A 13,466-nucleotide genomic window follows, 5' to 3' on the forward strand; every position below is an offset into this window, starting at 1 on the left:
ATCGAGACGTTTGGAAACGATTTCGACGGGCTGGGTCGGTGGTGTTTTTTAAAAGATAGTGTAGCATACACTACACATTGTGCAGTCCTGTGATCCCGGCATGAAAATCAAGAAGACGATTTATTCGGCATTGGCGGTGCTGGTTCTACTGGTGGTGGCGCTGGTGTTCGTGTGGCACTGGTGGCACACCGGGCGCTACTTCATCGAAACCGACAATGCTTATGTGCAGACCGACAGCGTAGCGGTTCGTTCGGAGATTACCGCCCGGGTCACGCAAGTGGCGGTGGACGATAATCAGCGCGTTCAGCGTGGCGATCTGCTGGTCCAGCTGGACGATCGCGATACCCGCAGCCAATTGGCCCAGGCCCAGGCCCAACTGGCGGTGAGCAGCGCCAACGTCACCCAGGCCCAGCGCCAGGTCGAACTCGACCAGGCGAGCATCGACGAGGCCCAGGCTCAGGTGGTGGCGGCGCAGTCCGATGTCGCCCAGGCGCGCCAGCATCTGGAACGTTCGCAGTCACTGGCGGCGCGCGACTACGCCTCGCGTCAGCAACTGCAGGACGATCAGGCCGCGCTGCGTGTCGCTCAGGCGACGCTGGCCGCGCGTCAGGCCAGCGTCGAGTCGGCCAAGCGTCAACTGACCGCGGATCAGGCCGCGATCGACAGCGCCGAGGCCAATCGCGAGGCGGCCCGGGCCGACATCGACTATGCCCAGAGCCAGTTGGAGAAGACCCGCATCGTCGCCAAGCGCGATGGAGTGATCGGTAATCTCGCCATCGAGCCCGGCGATCTGGCCCAGCCTTCGCTGACGCTGATGCAGCTGGTGCCGGTCTCCAGCGCCTACGTGGTGGCCAACTACAAGGAGACCCAGATCGAGCGCATGCGCGTGGGGCAGCCGGTATCGCTCGAGGTGGATGCCTATCCGGACATCGAATTCACCGGCCGTATCGTTAGCGTGGCGCCGGCCACCGGGACCCAGTTCAGCCTGCTGCCGCAGGACAACGCCACCGGCAACTTCAACAAGATCGTGCAGCGGGTGCCGGTGAAAATCCTGGTGACCGGCCCTGAAGACCAGTTGTGGCGACTGCAGTCGGGGCTGTCGGTGGTGCCATCGGTGGATACCCGCGAGGTCGACGGCCAGGCGATCTACTTTGATCCAGGCCCGGGGCTGCCTGATGCGGATTCCGGCCCCGGCCTGGACGACGAGCCGCAATGAGAGGTCGAGCCGCAGCAATGGGAGGTAAGGAGGCATGAGCGAAGTGGCGGCTCCCTCCAACGGTGGCGGCCCGCAGGAAATGCCGCCGTGGCACTACCGGTTCGGGTTCATTGCGGCGGTGTTCGGCATGTTCATGGCGATCCTGGACATCCAGATCGTCGCCAGTTCGCTCAACGAGATCCAGGCCGGCGTCTCCGCCTCGAGCGATGAAATCTCCTGGATCCAGACCTCCTATCTGGTCGCCGAGATCATCATGATTCCGCTTTCCGGCGTGCTGATGCGCTGGTTGTCGACGCGGGTCGCGTTCGTCATCTCCTGTGTCGGCTTCACCTTGGCCAGCCTAGGCTGCGCGCTGGCATCGAGCATCGAGCAGCTGATCGTATTGCGGGCCATCCAGGGCTTCATGGGCGGGGCGATGATTCCGATCACCCAGGCGGTCAGCTTCTCGTTGTTTCCGCGTCGGGCAATGGGCGCCGTTCAGGGCGTGATCGGCATGGTGGTGACCATGGCGCCATCGATCGGGCCCACCGTCGGCGGTTACGTCACCGAACTGTTCAGTTGGCACTGGCTGTTCCTGGCCAACGTGGTGCCGGGGATCCTGGTCAGTCTGGCGGCGTGGCGTTTTCTCGATATCGACGAGGGCGACAAGAGCGTTGCCCGGCATCTCGATCTGCGCGGCCTGGTGCTGATCGCGTTGTTCCTCGGCAGTCTCGAGTTCGTGCTCGAGGAGGGTCCGGGCGACGACTGGTTCGCCAGTGACCTGATCCTGTGGATGAGCGTGCTCTGCGCGGCTTCCTGCATCGGTTTCTTCTGGCGGGTGCTGACCTACCACGAGCCGATCGTCAATCTGCACGCCTTCCGCAATCTCAATTTCTCCATCGGCACCGGGCTGGTGTTCGTCATCGGCATCGCGATGTATGGCCTGGTCTACCTGATGCCGCTGTTTCTGGGCGGCGTGCGGGGCTACTCGAGCCTGCAGATCGGCGAGGTGATGTTCGTCACCGGGGTGGCGATGTTCTGCACCGCGCCGATCGTCGGCCGCCTGACCAACTCGGTGGATCTGCGCGTGTTGCTGTTCTTCGGCCTGCTGCTGGTCGGCATCGGCACCGCAATGAACTCGAATCTGACCGATGAGTCCGGTTTCTGGCAGTTCTTCTGGCCGCAGATCGTGCGCGGCATCGGCATGATCATGTGCATCATCCCTGCCGCGCGCATCGCCATGGGCACGCTGCCACCCCAGGAGCTGGGCAATGCCGCCGGCCTGTTCAGCGTGATGCGCAACCTCGGCGGCGCCGTCGGCCTGGCGATGCTCGATACCGTGCGCGACTGGCGCGAGGACTATCACTGGAACCAGCTGATCCCGGCGCTCAATGACGGGCGCGTCGTGGTCCAGCAGCAGATCGAGCAGTACCAGTCGATGCTGATGGGACACGTGGTCGATCCCTACCACAGCGCGGTGGCGATGCTCGGCCAGCGTTTCGGCGTGCAGGCCCAGGTGCTGGCCTACAACGATATCTTCCTGTGGCTGGGCTGCATCTACCTGCTCAGCGTACCGCTGGTGCTGTTGCTCAATAAGATCGAGCATTGATCCGGCTGCGCCGGAGCTGTAAGCCGTAAGCGATAAGCCGGAAGAAAAGACAACATCATGGCTACGGGCACCGGTTTCGGGACACTGTAGACAGCGGTTTCAAAGCGCCATGCTCAACGCGACCGCGGCCAGCAGCGCCAGATAGATTCGGGCATGCAGGCCATCCGCCAATTTCGCCGCCAATGGCAGCGCGGCCTGGATGCCGAGCAGGGCGCCGAGGGCCAGGGCCGTGCCGGCGCCCACGTCGACCAGGCCGATCTGGAACATGCCGGGGCGCGACGCGGGAGGTATCTGCACGGCATAGGCAAGGGTTGCGCTCAGCGCGATCGGCAACGTCAGTGGATTGGCCATGGCAGCGGCCTTGACCATCGGCAGGCCGGCCCGGCGCATCATCGGCACCGTCATCACGCTGCCGCCGACACCCAGCAGCGACGACACGCCTCCGATCAGCAACCCGGACCACAGCGAACGTCGGGGCGCAGGAAGGCGCCGGGTATTCACGGAATGTTCGAGCGACAGGAAGTGTCGGCGACGCAGGCAGTCGACGATCGTCACCAGCAGGTAGATCACGAAAGCCCAGCGCAGCCAGTCGTCGTCCAGGCGCGGCGCCAGCAGGGCGCCCAGCCCCGCGCCCAGCGCCATCGGCAGAAGCAGTGGTCTCAGTCGTGCCCATTCCAGATTTCCCGCCCGCGCCTGGCGATAGCTCGCCCAGCTGGCGGTGAATACCATCACCGCGGCCGAGGTGGCCACCGCGGTGGGCATGGCCGCGTTCGAGGCGCCATACAAATGGTAGAGCAATGGCACGATGGCGAAGCCTCCGCCGAAACCGAACAGAATCGTGGTCATGCCGGCGAGCAGGCCGCAGCCGAGCAGTAGTAGTGAGAAAAGCATGTCGAGTTTCCCTTGGTGGCGCTAGCGACAGACTCTAGTGCTGGCCGCGATGGCCGTCTTTCGCGTATCGTCCATTCATCCTCGTGAACCGGCCATAATCCAGCCATGCGCAACGTTCCCTTGGCGCGATTCGATGCGCTGCCACAGCGGGTGCTGCCTATCCGTACCGATTACCCGCCGGCCACCCGGCTCGACTGGCACCGGCATCGCCGATCGCAATTGCTCTACGGCGCCACCGGCGTGATGCAGGTGGAGACGCGGTCCGGCAAGTGGACGGTTCCGCCGCAGCGGGCGGTATGGATCCCGGCGCAGGAGTCCCATCGCGTATCGATGCGGGACGTTTCGACTTGCAGCCTCTATATCCAGCCGGAGATCGTCTGTCGGACGCCGTCCACGTGCGAGGCGATCGCGGTCTCGCCGCTGATGCGGCAATTGCTGCTGGCGGCTTCGGAAGTGGCGATTCCGCATGACGAGCACGGACGCGACGGTGCCCTGATGGACCTGCTGCTGCATGAGATCCGCCTGGCCCCGGCACTGCCGTTGCACCTGCCGATGCCGGAGGAGGAGCCGCTGCGCGGCCTGTGCCGCGCTTTCCTGGCACGGCCGGACGCGCACCTCACGGCCGCTGCCTGTGCCCGCGAACTGCATTGGAGCGAGCGCAGCTTTCGTCGCCGGTTTCGCCGCCAGACCGGGATGGGTTTCCTCGACTGGCGGGGGCGGGCCTGCGTGTTGCAATCACTGCCCCGGCTGGCCGCCGGCGAGAGCGTTACCCGGGTGGCGCTGGATGCCGGTTACGACAGCGCGAGCGCCTTCTCCAGCGCCTTTCGGCGAATACTGGGATGTCCGCCTTCTCACTATCTGCCGTGCAAGCCGCTGGAGGGTCGATGACTGTGCATTCCAGCGCGTGGATGATTCAATAGCGCGATCTTTTCGCTGTCGAACGTCTCGGGAAATCGCCATGAGCACACCACAACCGCCCAAGCCGGGCGCCGACGAGCCCATCCGTACCTTGTTGCGCCTGATCGGCAGCTTCGCCGCGCCGGTGGTGGTCTACCTGGTGGTATGGGAAGTGGTGGCGCGCTTGGTCCTGCCCAACGTTGCCGAGTCGGGGCGCAGCTTCGCCATCAATCTGTTCAGCGTGTTGATTCCCTGCGCCGGGGTACTGGTCAGCGTCTATCTCGCCGGGATCAAGGCCGGTCGTCTGCTCGGCGGCGGCGTGATGAGCGTGTTCTTCCTCTATCTCTACGTTTCGTCCGGGGTCGCCTTCAGTTGGCTGCCGGTGCTGTTGACTCTGGGTGGCGTGGCGCTGGCGGTGGTGCTGGCGCGTTACTGCCCGACCATGAAGCCCGATCTCAGCGGCGCCTTCGGCTGAGCCGATGAACGACCTGACCGCCTGGTTGCGCGAGCGACGTGCCGAACTGATGGCGCGGCGCTGGCGTGGGGTGACATGGATCGCCGAGGATGCCGAGGCGGGTGTCGCCAAGGCCGCGCGCTGGGTCGCAGCCGGCGATTGGCGGGCGCCGTTGTGGATCGGCCCGGAGCTGGCCGAGGTGCCGTCCGGCGTGTCGCGGCTTACCGCCTCGCGGGTGCGTAGCCGGCTGGGCAGCGAGCACGATCTGGTGGTGTTCGATGCGGTCTCCGTCGAGGCCGGATTCGATCCCGATGCCTTCGGCGCGATCAGCGGCAGCGTCGTGGCCGGTGGCTGGTTGCTGCTGTTGACCCCGCGTCATTGGCGAGCGTCTCTCTTCCTATCCGATGTGACGCGCTGGCGGCCGGATGCCGACTATCGCCGCCTGGCGCACTGGCCCCATGCGCCCGATTCCCTCGCTGCCCGTTACCTGCAACGGCTGGCCATGCGCCTGGGCCAGGCTTCCCATGTCGCCCACTGGTCAGGGGATATCGAGTTGCCGAGCATGCCGGCGTTCAGCATTTTCGAGCCTGGGACAACCAACGTCGCACTCGACGATCCCGACTGCCTTACCCGGGACCAGGCCGAGGCGGTCCAGCGTTTGGTCCGCCTGCGCCGGCGCCGTCCCGTGGTACTGATCGCCGATCGCGGGCGCGGCAAGAGCGCGGCGCTGGGGATTGCCGCCGCGCGTCGGCTGCAGCGGGGCGAGAGCCGCTTGTGGGTGACGTCCTCCAGCCGCGAGGCGGTCGAGGCGTTGTTCGAACGGCTCGCTGCCTTGCTGCCCGCCGGGCGGCGTGAGGCGGAGCGCTTCGAGGTCGTCCTCGAGGGGCGCGACTGCCGCGTCGAATGGTTGGCGCCGGAGCGGGTGATACCGGCGCTGGCCGCCGCCGATATCGATGCCCGGTCCCCGCCGACGTTGTTCATCGACGAGGCGGCATCGATTCCCGCCGCACGCCTGGTCAGTTGGCTGCGGCAATTTCCCCGCATCGCCTTCGCCACCACCGTGCATGGCTACGAAGGTACCGGCCGCGGTTTCGAGGTCCGCCTGCGCGATGCCCTCGACCGCCTGACGCCGGAGTGGAAGCGGCTCACGCTGCAGACGCCAATTCGCTGGGGCGCCAATGATCCACTGGAAGCGCTGACCCGCGAGCTGTTGTGCCTGGATGCCGAGATTTCCGCGCCGCAGGCGCTCGCAAGCGCCGTCGCTGAAAATGCCGTCTGCCATGCCTGGTTGGATCGCGCCGCCCTGGCGCGTGACGAAACCCTGCTGAATCAGGCTTTCGGCCTGCTGGTGCAGGCGCACTACCGCACCGCACCGAGCGATCTGCGTCAACTGCTCGACGGTCCCGATCTACGCTTGCTGGCGGCGATGGCCGGCGACACCCTGGTCGGGCTCTGCGTGGTACAGCAGGAAGGCGGCTTCGACGCCGAACTCGCCGCCGACATCCAGCTTGGCCGGCGCCGTCCGCGCGGTCATCTGCTGGCCCAGTCGCTGGCGATGCATGGTGGTCACATCGAGGCGGCGACCGCACGCTGGTGGCGGATCATGCGGATCGCCGTGCATCCGGCGCTGCGTCGCCGGGGCGTCGGCGGACGACTGGTCGCAGGCGTCGCCGAAGAGGCCGGGAAGGCCGCCATCGACCGGCTCGGCGTGAGTTTCGGCGCCGAGCCCGGCCTGATGCGCTTCTGGCGCGGGCAGGGTTTTCATACCTTGCGCCTCGGGCTGACCCGCGAAGCGGCTAGCGGCGAGCCGGCGATGATGATGGGACGAGGCCTGACGCCTGCCGCCCGCGCCGATCTCGGCGATCTGACGCGCGACTTCGAAACGCTGCTGCCGGATCTGCTGGCGGAGGAGCTCGACGACATCGAGCCGTTGGTCGCGGCGGGCTGGCTGCACGAAGGTGCCATCCTCGAGCCGGACGATGAAACATGGGCACGGCTGGCCTGGTTTGCCGCTGGCGGTGGCGAACTGGCACTGGTGCGTCCCTGGTTGCGGCAAGCCTGGCTGGCATGGTGGCGTCGACAGCCGCTGGCCGCGCTGCCCACGGCCATCGAGGCGGACGTGATCCCGGCGCCAGCCGAGGGCGGCCCAGGCAGCGCTTCCGCCATCGCGGCCTGGGTGGCGGCGCTGTTCCAGCGGCATGACGCTGCGCTCGCGCGCGGCGGCAGGCGCGATCGTCAGGCGGTGGCGAGAGCGCTGGTCCGGCACCTGCTCGAAGACGCGGGGGGCTTGGGTCATGCGCCAAATATGGTCAAGTCTCGACCGGACGAGTAAGGTGTTGGCACCTCAAAAACGAGCCGCGGTCCGCTGCCGGCTCGGGTTTCATTCATCACTCTTCGACACCCGTTGCGGTGACATGCTCGCCGCACGACGAGGCTGGAATCGATCATGAACGACCATCTGCTGCAGTTGTCTCCCGAGCCCGTCTGGCGCCATTTCCGCACCCTGTGCAATACGCCGCGGCCCTCCGGCCACGAGGCCAGGCTGGTCGAGACGCTGGAACGCTGGGCCGACGACAAGGGCCTGGCCCACGACCGCGACGGCTACGGCAACCTGCGCATTCGCAAGCCGGCCAGTCCCGGTTGCGAAGGGGTGCCCGGCGTGATCCTCCAGGGCCATCTCGATATGGTCACCCAGGCCAACAGCGATCACCCGCACGACTTTCTCAACGATCCGCTCGATACCTACGTCGAGAACGGCTGGCTGCACGCCCGCGGCACGACCCTGGGGGCCGACAACGGTCTCGGCGTCGCCGCCGCGCTGGCGATCCTGGAGGCGGAGGATATCGCCCACGGTCCGCTCGAGGCGCTGTTCACCCTGGAGGAGGAGACCTCGCTGCAAGGCGCGCTCTCCCTCGACGAAGGCTGGCTGGAAGGACGCTACCTGCTCAATCTCGATTCCGAGGATCGCGGCGAGGTCTACATCGGCTGCGCCGGTGGCGCGGATGTGGTGATCGACGCCGATCTGCCGATGCGCGGCTGCGACGACGGGGAAGTGCTGCGGCAGATCGCGTTGACCGGGCTGGTCGGCGGTCACTCGGGAGCCGATATCCACAAGGAGCGCGGCAACGCCAACCAGTTGCTGGTACGCGCGTTGCGGGCGCTGGAGCCGTTCGAGATCCGGCTGGTGGACTACCATGGCGGCACCCTGCGCAATGCGCTGCCGCGGGAAGCCTTCGTCACCATCGCCGTCGACGAGGACGCCCTGCCGGCGCTGGAGGAGACGCTGGCTGACTTGCAGGCGCTCTATCGCGAGGAACTGGCGGGTGTCGACGATAACGTGACATTGACGCTGTCGCCGGCAGCGGTTTCCTGTGAAGATGCCGAGGCGCTGACCGATACCGCCACCCAACTGCTGGTATCTGCCTTGCATGCTGCGCCCTATGGCGTCGAACGCATGAGCGTCGAGGTGCCGGGCGTGGTCGAGACTTCCAACAATCTCGGCGTGGTGACGCTGGAGAACGGTCGTTTTCACCTCTGTGCCTTGGTACGTTCGCTGCGCGACAGTGCCACGCGCAATCTGGCCGACCGTTTCGCCGCGCTGTTCGGTTTGATCGGCGCCAAGACAAGGGTCGAGAACGTCTATCCGGGTTGGACACCGAGTGCCGACAGCACCCTGTTGACCCGTTTTCGCCGCATCCACCAAGAACAACTGGGGCAGGACCCGGCGGTCAAGGTGATCCACGCCGGGCTCGAGTGCGGCATCATCGGTGGCAAGTATCCGCAGCTGGAGATGATCTCCTTCGGCCCGGTGATTCGCGGTGCCCACTCGCCCACCGAGCGCACGGAGATTGCCTCGGTGGAGGAGTTCTGGCGCGTGCTCAAGGCGCTGGTGGCCGACATTGCTTCCGGCAAGGCCGCCTGAGGAAACACTGCATAAATGTCTGCGCAGGCGAATCGCTGCGTTGCGTGGTGCTCGACGTATTTATTCAGTGTTTCCTTAATTAATTAAGCCACGATTTGCTGCGTGGACGAATCACGCCGGCATGTCGTTGGCCCTGGCATCGCGCGACCAGACCCGATGCTGCCCCATCGCTTTGGCAAAGGCCGTGAACACGTCGTCCACGCCGGCACCGAGGAAGATGCCGTCTTCCTGTGTGGGCACGTTCGCCGCGGACAGTAGATCCTTGCCCTCGCCGATGGCGGCGATCGCCTTGAGGTGCTTGTAGGCTTCCTGGACGTAGTAGCGTCCCTGACCGGATTGCGACAGCGTCTCGACGCTCTCTGCCCCGCCGGCGACGATCACCGAGTCCAGGGTCACCGAGGGCTGGCCGTTGAGCATGGCGTCTGGCGCCACCGTCTGGCCGCTCGCGGTCTTCACCGGCGCCATGCTGGGCGCGATCACCATGCCTTCGGCACCTTCGGCCTCGAGCTTGGATTTGATGGCCGCCACCTGATCGCCGTCGACGCCATCGGCGACCAGGATGGCCACCTTGCGATACTTGATGTTGCCCGGCAGACGCGCCATCAGGCTCAGTGCCGGCGACTCCTGCTGTGAGCTGGTGCCCAGTTCGTCGTCCGATGCTGGCTTGCTGGAAGGCGCTTCGATGCCATGGTTTTCACCGACCCGCCGCGCCAGTTCGAGATCGATATTGGGCAGGATCTCCTTGATCACCCGCTCGCGAATCCACGGCCGCTGCACCTTGGAAAGCTCGAAGGTATAGGCGGCGATGATGTGCTCCTTCTCGACATCGGTCTGACTATTCCAGAACAGTGTCGCCTGGGAGTAGTGATCGCCGAACGATGCGCTGCGAGCGCGGATCTTGTTGGCATCGACACGTTCGTAATAGGTTTCGAATCCGCCATCCTCCGGCGCTGGCGGGGTCTCCTTGGGCCAGCCGCCGTCGATCGAATTGGGCTCATAGGAGGCCTGGCCCTTGTCGATCGTCTGGCGGTGCATGGAGTCGCGCTGGTTGTTGTGAAATGGCGCTACCGGCTGATTGATCGGAATCTCGTGAAAGTTGGGCCCGCCCAGGCGCAGCATCTGGGTATCCAGATAGGAGAACAGCCGGCCCTGCAGCAGCGGGTCGTTGGTGAAATCGATGCCCGGCACGATATTGGCCGGATTGAACGCCACCTGTTCGGTCTCGGCGAAGTAGTTGTCCGGATTGCGGTTGAGCACCAGCTTGCCGATGGGGGTGACCGGTACCTGCTCCTCGGGAATGATCTTGGTCGGGTCGAGCAGGTCGAAATCGAACTTGTGCTCGTCCTCCTCCTCGACGATCTGCACTCCGAACTCATATTCCAGGAAGTTGCCGTTCTCGATGTCTTCCCACATCTGACGGCGGTTGAAATCGGGATCGCGGCCCCACAGCTTCTGCGCCTCGTCCCAGATCAGCGAGCAGGTACCGGCCAGGGGCTTCCAGTGGAACTTGGCGAAACGCGCCTTGCCCTGCTTGTCGATCAGGCGGAACGTATGCACGCCGAAGCCTTCCATGTAGCGGTAGTGGCGCGGAAAGGCGCGGTCGGACATGGTCCACAGCACCATGTGGGTGGACTCCGGCATCAGCGAGACGAAATCCCAGAAGGTGTCGTGGGCCGACTGCCCCTGGGGGATCTCGTTGTGCGGTTCGGGCTTCACCGCATGCACGAAGTCGGGAAACTTGATCGCGTCCTGAATGAAGAACACCGGCAGATCGTTGCCGACCAGATCCCAGTTGCCTTCGTCGGTATAGAACTTGGTGGCGAAACCGCGCACGTCGCGCACGGTATCGTTGGAGCCCCGCGAGCCCTGCACCGTGGAAAAGCGCACGAATACGGGGGTCTTCTTGTCGGGGTCCTGGAACAGGCCGGCCTTGGAATACTTGGCGGCTTCCGCGTAAGGCTGGAAATAACCATGCGCCGCCGCGCCGCGGGCGTGCACGATGCGCTCTGGAATGCGCTCGTTGTCGAAGTGATTGAGCTTTTCGCGGAAGATGAAATCTTCCAGCAAGGTCGGGCCGCGCTCGCCGGCCTTCAGCGAGTTGTGGTTGTCAGCGATCCGAACGCCCTGGTTGGTGCGCAGGTCGTGCCCCTCGGCATCGCTGCGGTACTTTTCCAGATTCTCCGACTTGCTCTGCTCGGTGGTCTTGAAGTCCGTATCGTTGGGGTCGCCACGGTTGGAGGACGTATGAGGATTGTTGGCCATCAATGTCTCCTGGTTGGAATCGACGGCAAACGCTGCCGATGTGTCGTCATCTCGATCGACAACGAATCGGAGCCTTTGCCTGTGTTTATTTACCTGGGGTTTTATTTACCTACATATATTTATGGCGCCTTTTCCTTAGCAATAGTTGCCGCCCCAGCCAGTGGCAAGGTTCGATTCCGCTACTGTTAATCTGCGTCAATCCGTTTCCGCGGCCCTATTGCCGCTGATCCCGACGCACCGCCTCCAGACCCTCCTCGGAAATGAAACCTTTCGACAACGCATGCTCCGCCATGCTCACGCTATCGCGGGCCAGTACCAGCTCGCAGCCGGTATGGCGGACCTCGTTGGCCAGCACCTCGATGGCCGCGTCGCGCTCGGGGTCGTTATCGACCTTGCGGATGTAGATGGCGCGCACGCGCTCGGGATGGGCCTTGACGATCTCGGTGTAGACCTCGGGGTCGTGCTGGCCGCTGTCGCCGATCAGGATGAACGGCAGGTCCTCGTAAAGCGACAGCATGTTCTGAATCACGTCGGACTTGTGCTCTTCCGCCCTGCGCGGCCAAGGACGCTTCAGGCTCAGGCCCCATTCGCGCAGGAACAGGATCGGGCCGGCCGGAATGCGATTCATGTTGAAGAACATCTCGAGCATTTCGTAGATGCTCCAGGGGCCGCGGGAGACATACAGCATGGGCCGCTTGCGGTTGCCCTCGGCACCGCCATAAAGCGCGCGATAGAAGGCGGCGACGCCGGGGAACGCCGTGCGCCGATGGGCCTTCTCCATGAACAGCCGATAGAGCATCTTCAGCTTGTTGGCGACGCCCGTGTACATCACGGTGTCGTCGATGTCGCTGATCACGATCAGATCGGTGCTGACGGGCGGGATGTAGACCTCGGTTTCGGTACTGATGGCATCGTCTTCGGAGATCACCTCGAGCTTGGCGGTGTGCCAGATCGCCTCGGCCGGCAGCGAATGGGTAATCTTTACATGGGCATAGAAATAGCCGTCGCGGTCGGTGGTGACGGTCGCCTGGGTGGCGCCCAGGCGAATGTCGACGCGGGCGTCGGCAACGCCATGGCGCACCACGCGGCGTGCGACATCCACCAGGTCGCGCATCACGCCGGCTTCTTCCCAACGCATCAAGCGGCCGGGCTGACGGAAGACCCGGCCCATGATGAAGGCTTCCCGATGCGATCCGTAACCGCGGTAGGGATGCACGATGACACCGCCGCGCCCTTTGTCGCGGCGCATTGGCCGGATGAATAGACGAACCAGTTTCTTGATGAAGTGCAGCGGCTTGGCGATCAGCAATCGCGGTAACGAGCGGGATTCCGAAGTGGACGTATGGGTGGAGTGGGGCACGGTCGCTGCATTCCCTTGGCTCAAGTCTGCTGAAAGTATGGGAAGCTTGGTGGCATCCTGCAAAAACCGCCGGGAGCGGTGCTTGACGTCGCGCAACGACGGCCCGAAGGGAGCGCACAAAAAACGCTCGCCGATTGGCGAGCGTTTCAGGGCCTCGATGAGCGTTCAGGCGTGCTGTTTGCTGTGGCGGCCTTCGGCCAGCTCCTCGAGCAGCTTGCTGTTGAAATCATCGAGATCCTTCGGCGTGCGGCTGGTGACGAAACCGCTGTCGACGACGACGGACTCGTCGAACCACTGGGCGCCGGCATTCCGCAGATCCTGGGCAACGGAGGGGACGGAGGTCATCTTGCGACCTTCCACCACGCCGGCGTTGATCAGGATCCAGGGAGCATGACAGATCGCCGCAACCGGCTTGCCGGCTTCGAAGAAGGCTCTGACGAAGCTCAACGCCTTTTCGTTGAGACGCAGCGCATCCGGATTGAACAGCCCGCCCGGCAATACCAGGGCGTGATAATCGGCGGCGTTTACCTCGTCGAGACTCTTGTCCGCTTCGTAGGTGTCGCCCCAGTCGGTTTCCGCCCAGGCACGAATGCCCTTGCCGTCCGGGGAGATGACATGCGTTTCGACACCCTGGCCCTGCAGTGCGGCGCGTGGTGAAGAGAGTTCGGCTTCCTCGAAGCCGTCGGCGGCGAGAATGGCGACGCGTTTGCCATTGAGTTGCTGAGCCATCGTGACCTCCTGGTCTTGATGTGTCGGTGAGTGAACAAAACCCATGGGCCATCCCGGTCCACGTCCACTGAGTTTGGGATAGTCTCGCGGAAGTTCAAGCGGGAATTGCCGCTGGCCCGAGGCGCCGCTTGCGTTGGCGGGCGATCC

General features: G+C 64.6%; 10 protein-coding genes. 6 read left to right on the forward strand and 4 right to left on the reverse strand.

Translation table 11 applies throughout. The features are described 5' to 3' along the window. The first annotated feature begins 100 nt into the window (after positions 1-100). Together DOM57_RS17900 and DOM57_RS17905 are read left to right on the forward strand one after the other, a co-directional pair. Positions 101-1,216 carry an HlyD family secretion protein gene (locus tag DOM57_RS17900; protein WP_110650548.1) on the forward strand — a complete coding sequence of 372 codons (1,116 nt, stop codon included), beginning with the start codon at positions 101-103 and terminating at the stop codon, positions 1,214-1,216. A 34-nt stretch (positions 1,217-1,250) separates the two neighbouring features. Beyond that, positions 1,251-2,804: a DHA2 family efflux MFS transporter permease subunit gene (locus tag DOM57_RS17905; RefSeq protein WP_110650549.1), complete on the forward strand. Its 1,554-nt coding sequence runs from the start codon at positions 1,251-1,253 to the stop codon at positions 2,802-2,804. Between the two features lie 99 nt (positions 2,805-2,903). Here the strand turns inward: DOM57_RS17905 and DOM57_RS17910 are convergent, their stop codons facing one another. Then, the gene (locus DOM57_RS17910) at positions 2,904-3,695 is read right to left on the reverse strand and encodes a sulfite exporter TauE/SafE family protein (protein WP_110650550.1); all 792 of its coding nucleotides are present in this window, start codon (positions 3,693-3,695) and stop codon (positions 2,904-2,906) included. A gap of 105 nt (positions 3,696-3,800) precedes the next feature. Between DOM57_RS17910 and DOM57_RS17915 the strand changes: the two genes are divergently transcribed. The 4 genes from DOM57_RS17915 (at position 3,801) to DOM57_RS17930 (ending at position 8,968) form a co-directional block, all read left to right on the forward strand. Further along, positions 3,801-4,583 (forward strand): AraC family transcriptional regulator, encoded by a 783-nt coding sequence (locus DOM57_RS17915; protein ID WP_110650551.1) that lies wholly within the window; start codon positions 3,801-3,803, stop codon positions 4,581-4,583. 70 nt (positions 4,584-4,653) lie between these two features. Continuing rightward, entirely contained in the window at positions 4,654-5,067 is a 414-nt protein-coding gene (locus DOM57_RS17920; RefSeq protein ID WP_110650552.1) for a hypothetical protein, read from the forward strand. Positions 5,068-5,071: 4 nt separating this feature from the next. Beyond that, complete coding sequence (locus DOM57_RS17925; protein WP_110650553.1) at positions 5,072-7,378, forward strand: tRNA(Met) cytidine acetyltransferase TmcA; 2,307 nt, start codon at positions 5,072-5,074, stop codon at positions 7,376-7,378. Between the two features lie 114 nt (positions 7,379-7,492). Continuing rightward, positions 7,493-8,968, forward strand: a complete 1,476-nt coding sequence (locus DOM57_RS17930; protein WP_110650554.1) for an aminoacyl-histidine dipeptidase — start codon at positions 7,493-7,495, stop codon at positions 8,966-8,968. A 111-nt stretch (positions 8,969-9,079) separates the two neighbouring features. Here the strand turns inward: DOM57_RS17930 and katE are convergent, their stop codons facing one another. The 3 genes from katE to DOM57_RS17945 form a co-directional block, all read right to left on the reverse strand. Continuing rightward, on the reverse strand, positions 9,080-11,335 hold the full coding sequence (gene katE / locus DOM57_RS17935) for a catalase HPII (protein WP_275425986.1): 2,256 nt from the start codon (positions 11,333-11,335) through the stop codon (positions 9,080-9,082). Between the two features lie 109 nt (positions 11,336-11,444). Beyond that, positions 11,445-12,479 carry an App1 family protein gene (locus tag DOM57_RS17940; RefSeq protein WP_110650585.1) on the reverse strand — a complete coding sequence of 345 codons (1,035 nt, stop codon included), beginning with the start codon at positions 12,477-12,479 and terminating at the stop codon, positions 11,445-11,447. Between the two features lie 276 nt (positions 12,480-12,755). Continuing rightward, positions 12,756-13,319: a type 1 glutamine amidotransferase domain-containing protein gene (locus tag DOM57_RS17945; protein ID WP_110650556.1), complete on the reverse strand. Its 564-nt coding sequence runs from the start codon at positions 13,317-13,319 to the stop codon at positions 12,756-12,758. Positions 13,320-13,466 lie beyond the last annotated feature (147 nt).

This window comes from Salinicola peritrichatus (genome assembly GCF_003206715.1).
In the GTDB taxonomy this organism is placed as follows: Bacteria; Pseudomonadota; Gammaproteobacteria; order Pseudomonadales; family Halomonadaceae; genus Salinicola; species Salinicola peritrichatus.